The following is a 14,215-nucleotide window of genomic DNA, read 5'->3' on the forward strand; positions in this document are numbered from 1 at the left end:
GATTTTAGGACCGTCGGTCAGAACGGGAAAAACCCGCCCCCGCCCTGCGGCGCGGCCGGCTGTGCCGCCGGAACGGCCGCGGGCTTGCGCTTTTTCTTCCGCGGCCCGGGCTGGGCGGGCGCGTCGGCGGCCCCTGCGTCAGGGGCCGGCTGGGCGTCGACGGCGGGTTGCGGCGGCGCCGAATCGGCCGGGCCGATCGGGGCGTTCTCAACGGGGGTCGGCGCCTTTGGTTCGACCTTGCGGGATTTCCTCTTCTTGCCTGCTTCCGGCGGCGGCGCCCCTGCGTCGGGCTGCGCAGCCGCGGCGGCGTCCGCCCCCGGCTGTGCGGGAGTCTCGGCGCCGGCCGTGGCCGGCGGCGGGACAATCTCCTTGCCGCCCTTGCAGTCCAGCAGCCACACGTCATAGACCGGATGCTCGACGCCGTGCAGGCCAGGGCTGGATGCGAACATCCAGCCGGAGAAAATGCGCTTGGCTTCCTGCTTGGTTTCCGGCGGCTTGGCGTCGGATTTGCCCTGTTCCCTGAGCTCGGCCCTGGCCTGACGCTCCTGTTTCACAACAAGCTCGTCCACCTCGACGAAGCTCGTCGTCTGCGGCGCTTCGGTCTGCGGGCGAGTGTTGCAGACGCGCGGCGTCACATTCAGCGAGCCGAACTGCACGGTCTCGTCGATCGCCACGTCGAAATTGATGATGCGGCCCGTCGTCTTGTCGAGACCGGCGAAGACCGCCGTCGGATGACGAATCGGATCGGCCTGGGCGACGCCGAGCATCGCTGCCGCGAAGGCGCCGAGCGCCAGGCCGTTACGCAAGGATGAGACCATCAGATCACCGCGCCGCGCTTTGCGGCCAAAGGAAAAGGCTGGCGCATGTAAATCAGGGAAGAAAGGCCTTTCCAAGGAGCTCAAAAGGCCTCTTTTCAGCCCTCCGGCTTCCAGGCGACGTAATCGCCGCCCGTGGGGGTGCGCTCGCCGGTCGAGAGCTGCGATCCCGGCGGGCGATAGGCCAAGGGCGTGCCGGTCAGATTGGGCTGATGCGGCAGCTCCCACTCCTTGCGCGCATAGTTTTCCTGCGTGGGCGGCGTATCTACCGTGTGATGCAGCCAGCCGTACCAGCCCTGCGGAATGGCTGAGCCTTCACAATAGCCGTTGAAGATCACCCAGCGGCGCTCGATCCCCAGCGCCTTGTCCTTCTTGCCGCCGCGCCGGCGGTAATAGACATTGCCGAACTCGTCCGTTCCGACCTTCTCGCCATAGAGCAGCGTCCACAGGCCCGTGGAGAGGGTCGCTTTGTTCCACCACGTGAAGAAACGGACGATGTAGGACATTTCGGATTTGGCCTCTTGCTTGCGGCGCGCCGCCGCGCCGCTCCGTCGGCGTATTTGCGCCCCTTATGGCGTCGCTGCGCCGCGAAGTCCAGTCATCTCGTCGTCGCAACAAACGCCCCGAACGCCCGAGGCCCGTCCCCCGTCTCGGCCTTGCCGGCGACCTTGAGGGTCCGCGCGTCGATCGCCCAAAGCTCGTTCGAGAACCAGCTCGCGACATAAACTCGGCTCTCGTCGGCGCTCGCGGCGATTCCCTCGGGATATTCGCCCACCTTGACCGCGCCCGCCGGCGCGAGGCTCGCCGCGTCGAAGACGCTGACTTCGTCGGCATGTTGGTCCGCGACGAAAACCCGCCCCGCCGCCAGCGCCACCGTATAAGGCCGGCTGCCAGTCTTGAGGACGCCGACGACCTTGCGGGCGGCGATGTCGATCACGCTGACGTCGTCCGATTCGACATTGGCCGTATAGGCGCGGGCGCCAGCCCCGTCGATCGTTACGCCGAACGGATGCCTGCCGACCGGAATGGTCGCAACCCGCGTCAGGCTGGCGGCGTCGATGACGGACAGGCCGTTGTCGTCGCGATCCGCCACGAGGACGGTCGTGCCGTCGGGCGTCACTGCGACTCCCGACGCCATGGCCCCGACGCTCAGCTCGCGGGCAACGCCGCGCTCGGGATCGATTTCGAGGAGCAGGCGATCATAGGCCAGCGTCGTATAAAGGCGCTTGCCGTCTGGCGAGACGGCGACGCCGAGCGGCGCGCCTTTGAGCGGGATCTTGTTGAGGACCGCGCGCGAGCGGGCGTCTATCGACGTGATGAACTGGCCGTCGGGGCTCGTGACATAAACGCGGGATCCATCGCGAGTCACGGCGACGCCCGCCGGCTTGCCGCCGATCGGCAGCGTCGCAACGGTCTTCATCGCGGCGAGATCGACCACATTGACCGCGTCCGCGCTCTGGGCGGTGATGAAGGCTTCATCCGCCAGGGCTGGCGTGGAAAGCGCGAAGAGAAACAAAAGGGCCCGTAATCCGGCACGCGCCCGCCTGGCCTTCTTCGCTGCATTGCGAGACGAAAAACCATCGGACGACCCCCACCCGGCGCGCTGCGCGCGCCACCCTCCCCGCAAGGGGGAGGGATCAATACCCCATGGTCTCTCTGAATTTTCCCCAGAAAGCCTCGCGCGCGCGGGCGTCCGGATGCAATCATGGCCCAGCATTCTTGATGCCCCTCACCCTGACCCTCTCCCCCCGCGGAACAAGCGGCTTACCGCGCCTCGACCTTCGCTTTTAGCGCGGCAAGATTGGCTTGGAGCAACGCCGTCACCGCGGCGATGGCGACGTCGTCGTTGAGCTCCGGCGGCGGGTTGGGATTGGGATAGCCGCGATAGAAGCGCGCCTTCCACTCGACGATGGTCTTGCCGCCTTCGCCCGGACGCAGCGTCGCAATATGGGTGAAATTCACGGCCGGCAGACGCTTGACGTCATCGCCCTCGCGATGGACGCCGATCATCATTTTTTCGGCCTCCCAGCGGGTGAGCCGTTCCGCGACGACGCCGCCGTCGGACATGAAGAGCCGCCGCACCGCCTTGTCGGGCGTATTGCCGCCTTCGGCCTCGACGCGCGAAACGCCGGGAAGCCAATCGGCATGGGCGAAATCGCCCAGGATCGCCCAGACTTTTTGAGGCGGCGCGTCGACCGCGCCTTCCTCGACAACCTTGAGCACCGAGGCCGCATGCGCCGCCCTGGCGGCGCTGGGGAGGCCGACAAGGGCCGCACAGGCGGAGAGGAGAAAGGCGCGGCGCGCCAGCACGGCCATGACCCCTCTCCCGTTTCCTTCTTACTTGCCCTCGGCCTTGGCCTTGAGCGCCTGAAGCCCGCTCGTGTAGACGGCGGTGACGGCCTTGACGGCGGCCTCGTCGGTGAGCTCCGGCGGTGGGTCGTTGTTCATGAAGCCGCGGTAGAAGGCGCCCTTCCACTCGACTTCGCTCTTGCCGCCTGCGTCCTTGACGGTGATGGTCGCGGCGTAATTATTCACCGGCAGGACCTTCACGTCGACATTGTCGATCTTGTAGCTGATCGACTTGCCGGCAGCGTCGTATTTCGTGACCGATTCCTCGATCTTGCCGCCGTCCTTGAGGGTCAGCGTGCGCTTGGCGCCGACGTCGCTGCCGCCCGTCCCTTCGGTCTTGGCGATCGCCGGATGCCAGCCCATGTCCTGGAAATTGCCGACGATGGCCCAGACTTTGTCGGCCGGCGCGTCGATCTCGATCTTCTCGACGACCTTCTGGCGCGAGGGGCCATGCGCGAAGGCCGGCGCCGAGGCGAGCCCAGCGGAAACAAGCGACAGGGCCGCTACGACGACAGCGCGGCGCGCAATCACAAAGGACATGGGAAAATCTCCTGAACCTCTCTCACGACCGCCAGCGCGGCGGCCCCGCACATAAGGGCGCCCAAGATGGCGGCGTCAAGGGCGGAGCTCCTTTCCCAAGCCTTTCTGATGACATCGACGGCTCCGCTCTCTAGTTTCGCGCCAATTGTCGAAGGAGGCGATGAATGGTTGTCAGCCCGCGCGGCTTATTGGCGGCGACGTTTCTTATGGTTTTGGGGCCCGCCGCGGCCGAGGAGGTCATCCCGCTTTCGGGCTGCTACGAGCGTCGCTACGAGGCCGCCTGGCTCGAGGCGCATCCGGGGCAGATCATCCGCCGGGTCACCCTCGCCGTGACCAAGACCTCGGTTCCAGAGACGCCGGGCGAGAAGATCAAAATCCTCGCCGACGCGCAGCTCGTGATGCGCACCGCCGACATGGCCTTCAGCACCATCGGCGCCTGCTATTGGGAGAAGCTCGGCCTCGTCTGCAACGCCGCGCTCTCGGCGGCCGAGACGCGCCGGTGCAAAACAAAGGAGGACGGCGTGCGCAACTGCCGGCTGTCCACAGACGATTCCGGCGTGTTCGAGATCGCCCAGAAAGGCGCCGGCCTGCTTCTGACCATCCGAGAGCGGCTCGAGCTGACCGGGCCGCTGGAGGGGGCGTCATTTCTCTATCTGAGTCCTGAAAACACAGAGAATCGGGCCTTTCTGCTCAAACCCGCGCCCGAGGCGACCTGCCGCTGAAAAGGACCCTCGCGGCAGAAAAGTCGGCTTGCAGAATCTCGCCGCTTGGCCGAGCCTCGGCGGAGCTCGCTATTGGATTTGTCCCCAATATTCACCATCTTCTCCACATATTGTCTCCCTGTTAATAAACGACACAATATCTTGACGACTGTCTGAGACTCGCGCAGTTTGGAGACACAGGAGATGGCGCGGCGGGCGTGTAACGCGGCGTATCGTCGAGCCCAGCGAGAGCTGGGCCTTTGCGCCTGTCGACCTGTGCGTAATCCCGTTTCGGCGTTTCCCCCCGCGCGGCCCTTCCAGCCACGCAGAAGGGCGCGCCTCTTTCGAGTTGCGAGTGGCAAATTCACCGTCGCTTGGCCGACGAACGGCTGCGCGCGGGCGATAGACCCGCGCCTTTTGGAGATTGAAGACAATGAAAATCGAGCGGCGCTACACCAAGTCGGGCGAGTCTCCTTACGCGTCTATTGAGTTCAAGACGACGAAGAGCGAGATCCGCAATCCCGACGGGTCCGTGGTGTTTTCGCTCGACAATATCGAGGTTCCGGCCCAGTGGAGCCAGGTCGCCGCCGACGTTCTGGCGCAGAAATATTTCCGCAAGGCCGGCGTGCCGGCGCGCGTGAAGCGCGTCGAGGAGAACAGCCTGCCCGCCTTCCTGTGGCGCTCGATTGCAGATACGGAGGCGCTGGCGCAACTGCCGAAGGATCAGCGCTACGGTTCCGAAACTTCCGCCAAGCAGGTTTTCGACCGCCTTGCCGGCGCCTGGACCTATTGGGGCTGGAAGGGCGGCTATTTCGATACGGAAGAAGACGCCCAGGCCTTCAGCGACGAATTGCGCTACATGCTCGCCGCTCAAATGGCCGCGCCCAATTCGCCGCAATGGTTCAACACCGGCCTGCATTGGGCCTATGGCGTCGACGGGCCGAGCCAGGGACATTTCTATGTCGACTACGCCAACGGGAAAATGGTGAAGTCGAAGTCGTCTTATGAGCATCCGCAGCCGCACGCCTGCTTCATCCAGTCGATCGAGGACGATCTCGTCAACGACGGCGGCATCATGGATTTGTGGGTGCGCGAGGCGCGGCTCTTCAAATACGGCTCCGGCACCGGCACCAATTTCTCCAAACTGCGTGGCGAGAAGGAAAAGCTTTCGGGCGGCGGCTCCTCCTCCGGCCTGATGTCCTTCCTGAAGATCGGCGACCGCGCCGCGGGCGCGATCAAGTCGGGCGGCACGACGCGCCGCGCCGCGAAGATGGTCGTCGTCGATATCGACCATCCGGATATCGAGCAGTTCATCGACTGGAAGGTGAAGGAAGAAGAGAAGGTCGCCTCGCTCGTCACGGGCTCAAAGATCGTCAAGAAGCATTTGAAGGCGATCCTGCGCGCCTGCGTGAATTGCGAAGGTCCGGGCGATGATTGCTTCAATCCGGAAAAGAACCCGGCCTTGAAGCGCGAGATCAAGCTCGCGCGCAAAAGCGAGGTTCCGGATAATTACATCAAGCGCGTGATCCAATTCGCCAAGCAGGGCTACAAGGACATCGCCTTCGACACCTATGATACGGATTGGGACAGCGAGGCCTATCTCACCGTTTCGGGACAGAACTCCAATAATTCCGTTCGCGTGACGGACGAATTCCTGCGCGCCGTCGAGAATGACGGCGACTGGCGCTTGATTAAGCGTCTCGACGGCAAGGTCGCGAAGACCGTGAAGGCCCGCGCGCTGTGGGACAAGATCGGCTATGCGGCCTGGGCTTCGGCCGATCCGGGCATTCAGTTCCACACGACGATCAACGACTGGCACACCTGCCCGGCGGGCGGCGAAATCCGCGCCTCCAATCCGTGCTCGGAATATATGTTCCTCGACGACACGGCCTGTAACCTCGCGTCGCTCAATCTGCTGCAGTTCCGCGACGCGGCGACGAAGCGCATCGACGTCGATTCCTACGAGCACGCCGTGCGGCTGTGGACGATCGTGCTGGAAATCTCGGTGCTGATGGCGCAGTTCCCGTCAAAGGAAATCGCGCAACTCTCTTATGATTACCGCACGCTGGGCCTCGGCTTCGCCAATGTCGGCGGGCTCTTGATGTCGTCCGGCGTCGCCTATGACAGTGAGGCCGGCCGCGCCATCGCCGGCGCGCTGTCGGCGATCATGACGGGCGTCTGCTACGCGACCTCCGCCGAAATGGCGAAGGAGCGCGGGCCCTTCGCGCGCTTCCTGGAGAACCGCGAGGCGATGCTGCGCGTCATCCGCAATCACCGCCGCGCCGCCCATGGCGAGCGCGCCGGCTATGAGTGCTTGAGCACCTCGCCCGTGCCGCTCGATTACGCCGCCTGCCCCGATCCCGTGCTCATGCAGCGCGCGGGCGCCGCCTGGGACAAAGCGCTGGCGCAGGGCGAACTCTACGGCTATCGCAACGCGCAGGTCACCGTGATCGCGCCGACGGGCACGATCGGCCTCGTGATGGATTGCGACACCACCGGCATCGAGCCCGACTTCGCGCTCGTCAAATTCAAGAAACTGGCCGGCGGGGGCTATCTGAAGATCGTCAACCGCGCCGTGCCGGAGGGCCTGCGCGCGCTCGGCTATCGCGAAAGCGAGATCGCCGAGATCGAGGCTTACGCCGTCGGCCACGCTTCGCTCGCCAATGCGCCCGCGGTCAACACGGCGTCGCTGCGCAGCAAGGGCTTCACGGACGAAAAGCTCGCGGCGATCGAAGCGGCGCTGCCCTCGGCCTTCGACATCAAATTCGTCTTCAACAAATGGACGCTGGGACCGGACTTCCTCACGGGCGTGTTGAAGGTCTCGCCCGAGCAATTGGACGACAGGAACTTCGATCTGCTCGCGCATCTCGGCTTCTCGAGGCAGGAGATCGAGGCCGCGAATGTGCATGTCTGCGGCGCCATGACGCTCGAAGGCGCGCCTTTCCTCAAGCGCGAACATTACGCCGTCTTCGACTGCGCCAATCCCTGCGGCCGCACCGGCAAGCGCTATCTCTCCGTCGACTCCCACATTCGCATGATGGCGGCGGCGCAGCCCTTCATTTCGGGCGCGATCTCCAAGACCATCAACATGCCGAATGAGGCGAGCGTCGAGGATTGCGAACAGGCCTATCTCCTGTCCTGGCGCCTCGGCCTCAAGGCCAATGCGCTCTATCGCGACGGCTCCAAACTGTCGCAGCCGCTGTCGGCGCAGCTCATCCAGGGCGACGACGACATCGACGCCATGGACGCTGTGGAGGAAGTCGTCGCCGCGACGATGCCGGCGCGCGCCGCCCATGTCGCCGAGCGCATCGTCGAGCGCGTCATTCATCAGCTCGTGCGCGAGCGCGAAAAACTCCCCGATCGCCGCAAGGGCTATACGCAGAAGGCGGCGGTGGGCGGCCACAAGGTCTATCTGCGCACCGGCGAATACGCCGACGGGCGTCTGGGCGAAATCTTCATCGACATGCACAAGGAAGGCGCGGCGTTCCGCTCCTTGATGAACAATTTCGCCATCGCCATTTCGCTCGGCCTGCAATATGGCGTGCCGCTCGAGGAATATGTCGACGCCTTCACCTTCACCCGCTTCGAGCCCGCGGGTCCCGTGCAGGGCAATGACGCGATCAAGAACGCGACGTCGATCCTCGACTATGTGTTCCGCGAACTCGCGGTCTCCTATCTCGGCCGCAACGACCTCGCCCATGTCTCGCCCGACGACATCGGCCACGACGTGCTCGGCAAGGGCGAGCACGAGGGCAAGGCGCCGGAGGCGAATTCAGTCGTCTCGCGCGGCCTGCTGCGCTCCAAGACCGACCGGCTGATGGTGGTGCAAGGCGGCGCCGTCGCGCTGCGCGAAACGCCGGGCATGGTGGAGGAAGAGCCGCTCTCCTCGCTCGGCTGGACCGAACCGACCAAGACGGTGCAGGGCGTCGCGGAGAAACGCGCGGAGGCGCGGATGAAGGGCTATGTCGGCGAGGCCTGTCCCGAGTGCGCGAATTTTACGCTCGTGCGGAATGGGACGTGCTTGAAGTGTGAGACGTGCGGGAGCACGACGGGGTGTTCGTGAGGGGCTGACCGGTTTGCGCCGCAGTCCTCGTCCTTCGAGACGCCGCCTGCGGCGGCTCCTCAGGATGAGGACTGCTTATCAGAACTGCTTTTCAGTGCTCTTCGACAATGCAAGGCCCCTCATCCTGAGGAGCCCGCATAGCGGGCGTCTCGAAGGGCGAGGGGCCGATCCGATTGGCGCAGGCCCTCGGCGACATCTTCGACCTGCTGGCGCCGCAGTCCTCGTCCTTCGAGACGCCGCCTGCGGCGGCTCCTCAGCATGAGGACTGCTTGTCAGAACTGCTTTCAGTACTCTCGACAATGATAGGCCCCTCATCCTGAGGAGCCCGCGGAGCGGGCGTCTCGAAGGACGAGGGGCCGGCGTCCAGCGTGGCCCCTCAACCTTTCTTCCGCCGCGCCGCCAACACAGGCAAAGCGTCGTAATCGCCTTTGATGAGCGCTCCCTTCTTGGCGCGGCTCCAGCCCTTGATTTGCCGCTCCATCGCAATGGCGTCGGTTAAACGCTCGAAATGCGCGGACCAGACGAGCCGTACGGGCCGGCGCCGCGTCGTGTAATCGGCATTGATCCCGAGATTATGCTCGCTGACGCGCGTCTCGACGGCCTTGCGCGTCAATCCCGTGTAGTAGGCGTTATCTGCGCACAGGACGATATAGACGCTCGCGCCGTCGATCTGCATGTCGTTCCTCAACCCTGCAAGGATGGCGACAGCTTGGCATTATTGCAAGTCATTACGCCTGGCGCGCAGTCCTCGTCCTTCGAGACGCCGCCTGCGGCGGCTCCTCAGGATGAGGACTGCTTGTCATGGCTGGTTTCGAGCAGCATTTGCAACGAAAGGCCCCTCATCCTGAGGAGCCCGCGGAGCGGGCGTCTCGAAGGACGAGGGGCCGACCCGATTGGCCACGAACTCTCGATGACGCCTGCAAACTTCCGGCACCGCAGGCAGTCTTCCTCCTTCGAGACCCCGCCTGCGGCGGTTCCTCAGGATGAGGACTGCTTGTCAGAACTGCTTTCAGTACTCTTCGACAATGCAAGGCCCCTCATCCTGAGGAGCCCGCGGAGCGGGCGTCTCGAAGGACGAGGGGCCGGCGTCCAGCGTGACCCCCTCAACCTTTCTTCCGCCGCGCCGCCAACACAGGCAAAGCGTCGTAATCGCCTTTGATGAGCGCTTCCTTCTTGGCGCGGCTCCAGCCCTTGATTTGCCGCTCCATCGCAATGGCGTCGGTTAAACGCTCGAAATGCGCGGACCAGACGAGCCGTACGGGCCGTCGCCGCGTCGTGTACTCGGCATTGATCCCGAGATTATGCTCGCTGACGCGCGTCTCAACGGCCTTGCGCGTCAATCCCGTATAGTAGGCGTTATCTGCGCACAGGACGATATAAACGCTCGCGCCGTCGATCTGCATGTCGTTCCTCACCCCCGCAAGGATGGCGACAGCTTGGCATTATTGCAAGTCATCACGCCTGGCGCGCAGTCCTCGTCCTTCGAGGCGCCGCCTGCGGCGGCTCCTCAGGATGAGGACGGCTTGTCATGGCTGGTTTCGAGCAGCATTGGCAATGACCCCTCGCCCTTCGAGACGCCCGCTCCGCGGGCTCCTCAGGATGAGGATTGCTTGTCAAAGTTGCATTCAAGAAGCTTTGACAATACAAGGTCCCTCATCCTGAGGCGCGTGCGAAGCACGCGTCTCAAAGGACGAAGGGCCGGCCTCGTCACGCCGCCTCCCGCGCCCTGCCCCGCACAGCGCGCGCCAACTCCGCCTCCGCCTCCTCCGCGCGCATCGTCGCAAACATCTGCTGCAACTCGGCGCCGGTGCGCGGCGCATAGTCTGCAATCCCCTCGCGCCCGTAAAACGCCTTGAACATCGCCCGCGCGCTCTCGATCGACAGCGGCCCGACCTCAATCACCTCGTCGATGCGCCCCGGCCGCACGATCGCCGGGTCGAGCCTGTCGAGATGGTTCGTCGTCACGATGAATTTCAGCCCGTCCGGCGTCTGCATGCCGTCCATGGAATTCAAAATCTCATGCAGCGGCGCGCCGCGCGCGCCCTCGGCGGGCTTGTCTGCGTCGCGGCTCAAGCCGCCGGCCATCGTGTCGATGTCCTCGATGACGAAGAGGTCGCTCTTCGAGCCGGTCTTGAAGGCCGCGCCGAGGCCGTGCAGGGATTTGACGTATTTTATGTCGAAGCCGAATTCCGAGGCGAGCGCGTGAATGAGGCTCGTCTTGCCGGTGCCCGGCGGGCCGTGCAGCACGACGCCGAGCTTCCAGGGAATGCCGCGCGCCGAATGCCACGCCTCGGCGCCCTGAAACCAGTTGAGGCGCGCGACGAGACGATCTTTTATCGCCTGATCCACGAACACCGTGTCGAGTCCGCGCTTGCGCCGGCGCAGGCCGCCTTCGCTCCCCGTCGCGGAAAAGGCGGAAATGCTGATCGAGTTGCGGTGCTCCTCCGGCTTGCAGTCGCGCATGAAGCGCTCGACCACGGCGCGGTCGCGGGTGAAGAAGGAGACGGTGATGGTCTCGAAAGGCGCGACCGCCTGCGTGATTTTGGTCTTCGAATATTTGAACAGAACGCCGTCGTAGAGCCCCCAGCCGCCGCCGAAGCCGGTTTTCAGGCTTCCGTCCTTGATCTCGAGCGATCGGCTGAAGAAGTTGAGCCTTTTTCCTTCGATGAAGGCGTCGACGTCGCGATATTCGTTGGACAGGCTCTCGACGAAAACCTTGGTCCAGAGCGTCCGCCCCATGACGTCGAGCGCCTGCTCCGGGACCGCGCGCAACAAATACATGATCGCGCCAAAGGCCAGCGTGCCGACGCCGCCGGCGAGAAGCTGGTTCGCGGCCAGCGCGGAGGAGACGGTCTCGAGCAAATTCATAAGCGCGCCTTTCATTTCTGCGCGCCGTCGCTGGGGCGACCCTGGCTAAGCTTTTTTTGCGCAGGCCCCTCAGATGAGGACGGCGCGCCGTCGCCGCAAGTGCGCCCCGCGGCCCCTTGAAACCCTGCCGTCTCCGCTCCCTTTAACAAAGCGGGAGCGCGGTTGGTCGGGAGCGTTACGCTCGCGCCGCGCTCGCGGAGCACCGGACATGGAAACGCAAAAAGCTCTCACCCCCGAGCAGCGCGGCGAGGTGCGCGAGGTTGTCGGCGTGTTCGACAACCTCGAGCGGCTACAGTCGGCGATCGACGATCTCCTCACCGACGGCTTCGACCAGACGACGATCAGCGTGCTCGCCCCCCAGACAGTGGTTCGCGAGGCGGTCGGCGACGAAAGCGTGACGACCGAGAAGCTGCATGGCGATCCGAAAGCGCCGCACGGCGCCTATATCGACCCAGAAGCGCGCAACGAAGCCAAGGCGGGGCTGATCGGCGCGCTCTTTTATATCGGCGCCATCGGCGGCGCCGGCATGGTCCTGGCGGCGGGCGGCACGCTCGGCGCGGCGGTCGCGGCGGCGCTGGCGCTCGGCGGCGGCGGCGGCGTCATCGGCGCGACCCTCGCCCAGCTGATCGGCTCGGCCGAGGCGACCTGGGTCAAGGCGCAAATGTCCCATGGCGGCCTGCTGCTCTGGGCGCGCGTCTGGGACGAAGCCAAGGAAAAAACCGCCGTCAGCATTATGGAAAAGAACGGCGGCCGCGACGTCCACGCCCAGACCGCGAGCGCCGCCGCAGCGTAGCCCCGCGCTTCCGATGCGCACGAAGCGTGGATGGCCGGGACAGGCCCGGCCATGATTTCAAGAGCTCGCAGCGTCATGCCCGCGCTTGTCGCGGGCATCCTCGCGCTCAGCCACTCTTTCGCCAAAACCTCCCCTTACCGCTCCGGCCGCGCTGGCTCTCTCCAGCGCCGGAAGCGCGCGCAGTCCGCGTGCGCGCAAAAGGAGCGTGCTGTTGAAGCGTTTTGTGTTTGGAGCCGCCGCGCTCGTTGCGCTGAGTTGCAACGCCGAGGCGGCCTGGGTTGGCAAGGCTTCCTATTACTCTGGCCGGCGCACCGCGAACGGCGCTCATGTCGGCGCCTTTACCGCCGCCCATCGCACCCTGCCCTTCGGCTCTCAGGTGCGCGTCACCAATCTGACCAACAACCGTTCGGTCGTCGTCACCATCAATGATCGCGGGCCCTTCCGCGGCGGGCGGGTCATCGACGTCTCGACCAGCGCGGCGGAGGCCCTCGGCTTTCGGTCCGCCGGCCTCGCCCAGGTCATGATCGAGCCGATCTCGGTCGCCGAGCGCTAACCTCAATAGCGCCACCAGACGGCGGTGATCAGGCCGCGCTCGACCGGCGCATTGGCGCCGGCGGGCGCGGCAACGCCGCCGAGCTGGACCGAGAAAGACGAGGACACGTCATACACGGCGGAAAGCTGGAATTTCTGCTGCGACAGGGCGGTCGTCGCGCCGGCGCCCGGGGCGACGGCGGTAAAGCTTTGCGCCAGCAGCAAGAGGCTCTCGAAGGGGCGAAGGCCCGCCGTAAGATCCACGCGGATCTCATTTCCGTTCTGGCCCTGGCTGCGAAAGCCCAGCTGTCCGTCGAGAAAGCCCGAAAAGCCGAAGAGGCTGAACGACCGCCCCATCAATAGCCGCGCGTCGACCTGGACGGGGCCGCGCATGTCGAGGAAACGACGCGCCTGCGGCGAGGCGGCGCGCAACCGCCCTTCGACGGAAAGGACATAATCGCCGGCCTCGAGGAGGCGCAGCCGCGCCCCCGCCGCGCCAAGGCCGAGCCCCTCATATGTCACCGCCTGAAGCGGCGGCGCATAGAGCGGCAGTCCGGCCTTCGCCTCGGCGATCAGCAGTTCGATCACGTCGTAGGGAACAGGCGCGCCGCGAAAACTCATGGCGTCCCCTTCGCTGACGAGGGTGAGCCAATCCGTCAGCCCATGTTCGAGAGAGGCGCGCGCCTCAAGCTTACGATAGGGCTGCGTCGAAACGATCCGCCCCGACGCGTCATACGCGTTATGGGCGCGTGCGAACCCCATCGTGGTGATGAGTTGGCCTTTCCCTGCAGGGTAAAGCCAAGCGCCCCCCTGCGCCTGTCGCACGACGAAGAGGAGCGCACAACAAACGAGACACAGTCCGGCAACACGCATGACGCCACGCCGAGAACGCCGCAAACGCGTTATTTTTAACGGCCACGCTCAAGTATTTCAAATTGTTTTTAGAGGAAATTCGCACTCTTTCTTGCACTGGCGCCACACTGCGCGCAAATTTTGCGCGCGGTAACCAAAGAGCAACCAGCTCCGGGCATATTAATCGCGTCTCGCGGAATTAACGGTTTGTTTTTTATGAGTGTGGCGTAACGGAGTCGAAAACATGAAATCGCGGGATACGTTGGTCCGCCTGAAGCGTTTCCAGGCCGAGGAAAAACGTCGGCGCGTCGCTCAGCTCAATGCGATGATCGCCGAATTCACCCGCATGGCCAATGAGCTCGAACGCGAGATCGCCACGGAAGAGCAGCGGGCCAACATCGCCGACCCCACTCATTTCGCTTATCCGACCTATGCCCGCGCCGCGCGCACGCGAAGGGACAATATCGTCGCCTCCCTCAATGATCTGCGCGCGCAGCTCGAGGAAGCCGAAGCGCAGTTCAAGGACGCCAGCGAGGATCTTGCCAAGGCGCAGAGCCAGGAAGCGCGCGACCGCGGCGCCGAACGGCTCATCGAGGTCGTCGCCGACCGCCGCCACGAGATGCCGCACGCCTATCGCCGGGGCGCCTGAAGCGCCTTGTCCGCCGACAGTGCGAGCCGGGAGCGGCGGTCCTGAAAGCCGCTG

General features: G+C 64.8%; 14 protein-coding genes. 5 read left to right on the forward strand and 9 right to left on the reverse strand.

Annotated features, from left to right (window positions below):
* Positions 1-17: 17 nt before the first annotated feature.
* From RVU70_RS00265 to RVU70_RS00285, 5 genes are all read right to left on the reverse strand, one after another.
* Positions 18-818 (reverse strand): DUF2155 domain-containing protein, encoded by an 801-nt coding sequence (locus tag RVU70_RS00265; RefSeq protein WP_405044830.1) that lies wholly within the window; start codon positions 816-818, stop codon positions 18-20.
* A gap of 95 nt (positions 819-913) precedes the next feature.
* Positions 914-1,321 carry an NADH:ubiquinone oxidoreductase subunit NDUFA12 gene (locus RVU70_RS00270; protein WP_363349105.1) on the reverse strand — a complete coding sequence of 136 codons (408 nt, stop codon included), beginning with the start codon at positions 1,319-1,321 and terminating at the stop codon, positions 914-916.
* Positions 1,322-1,413: 92 nt separating this feature from the next.
* Positions 1,414-2,331: a beta-propeller fold lactonase family protein gene (locus RVU70_RS00275; RefSeq protein WP_363349106.1), complete on the reverse strand. Its 918-nt coding sequence runs from the start codon at positions 2,329-2,331 to the stop codon at positions 1,414-1,416.
* Positions 2,332-2,579: 248 nt separating this feature from the next.
* Positions 2,580-3,131, reverse strand: coding sequence for an SRPBCC family protein (locus RVU70_RS00280; protein WP_363349107.1), 552 nt, complete (start codon positions 3,129-3,131; stop codon positions 2,580-2,582).
* Between the two features lie 21 nt (positions 3,132-3,152).
* A complete protein-coding gene (locus tag RVU70_RS00285; protein WP_363349108.1) occupies positions 3,153-3,704 on the reverse strand; it encodes an SRPBCC family protein in 552 nt (183 codons plus the stop codon).
* 164 nt (positions 3,705-3,868) lie between these two features.
* Between RVU70_RS00285 and RVU70_RS00290 the strand changes: the two genes are divergently transcribed.
* Both RVU70_RS00290 and RVU70_RS00295 read left to right on the forward strand, forming a co-directional pair.
* Positions 3,869-4,426: a hypothetical protein gene (locus RVU70_RS00290; protein ID WP_363349109.1), complete on the forward strand. Its 558-nt coding sequence runs from the start codon at positions 3,869-3,871 to the stop codon at positions 4,424-4,426.
* 412 nt (positions 4,427-4,838) lie between these two features.
* Complete coding sequence (locus tag RVU70_RS00295; RefSeq protein WP_363349110.1) at positions 4,839-8,468, forward strand: vitamin B12-dependent ribonucleotide reductase; 3,630 nt, start codon at positions 4,839-4,841, stop codon at positions 8,466-8,468.
* A 376-nt stretch (positions 8,469-8,844) separates the two neighbouring features.
* On the opposite strand, the gene RVU70_RS00300 is transcribed toward RVU70_RS00295, so the two are convergent.
* The 3 genes from RVU70_RS00300 to RVU70_RS00310 form a co-directional block, all read right to left on the reverse strand.
* Positions 8,845-9,144 carry a GIY-YIG nuclease family protein gene (locus tag RVU70_RS00300; protein WP_363349111.1) on the reverse strand — a complete coding sequence of 100 codons (300 nt, stop codon included), beginning with the start codon at positions 9,142-9,144 and terminating at the stop codon, positions 8,845-8,847.
* Positions 9,145-9,571: 427 nt separating this feature from the next.
* Positions 9,572-9,871 (reverse strand): GIY-YIG nuclease family protein, encoded by a 300-nt coding sequence (locus RVU70_RS00305; protein ID WP_363349112.1) that lies wholly within the window; start codon positions 9,869-9,871, stop codon positions 9,572-9,574.
* 304 nt (positions 9,872-10,175) lie between these two features.
* Positions 10,176-11,351 (reverse strand): AAA family ATPase, encoded by a 1,176-nt coding sequence (locus RVU70_RS00310; protein ID WP_363349113.1) that lies wholly within the window; start codon positions 11,349-11,351, stop codon positions 10,176-10,178.
* 193 nt (positions 11,352-11,544) lie between these two features.
* On the opposite strand from RVU70_RS00310, the gene RVU70_RS00315 reads away from it, so the two are divergent.
* Together RVU70_RS00315 and RVU70_RS00320 are read left to right on the forward strand one after the other, a co-directional pair.
* A complete protein-coding gene (locus RVU70_RS00315) occupies positions 11,545-12,129 on the forward strand; it encodes a hypothetical protein (RefSeq protein WP_363349114.1) in 585 nt (194 codons plus the stop codon).
* 211 nt (positions 12,130-12,340) lie between these two features.
* Positions 12,341-12,682, forward strand: a complete 342-nt coding sequence (locus RVU70_RS00320; RefSeq protein WP_363349115.1) for a septal ring lytic transglycosylase RlpA family protein — start codon at positions 12,341-12,343, stop codon at positions 12,680-12,682.
* Positions 12,683-12,684: 2 nt separating this feature from the next.
* On the opposite strand, the gene RVU70_RS00325 is transcribed toward RVU70_RS00320, so the two are convergent.
* A complete protein-coding gene (locus tag RVU70_RS00325) occupies positions 12,685-13,533 on the reverse strand; it encodes a hypothetical protein (protein WP_363349116.1) in 849 nt (282 codons plus the stop codon).
* Positions 13,534-13,756: 223 nt separating this feature from the next.
* Here RVU70_RS00325 and RVU70_RS00330 point away from each other — a divergent pair, with 223 nt between their 5' ends.
* A complete protein-coding gene (locus RVU70_RS00330) occupies positions 13,757-14,161 on the forward strand; it encodes a flagellar export protein FliJ (RefSeq protein ID WP_363349117.1) in 405 nt (134 codons plus the stop codon).
* Positions 14,162-14,215 lie beyond the last annotated feature (54 nt).

This window comes from Methylocystis echinoides, from assembly GCF_040687965.1.
Lineage (GTDB): Bacteria > Pseudomonadota > Alphaproteobacteria > Rhizobiales > Beijerinckiaceae > Methylocystis > Methylocystis echinoides_A.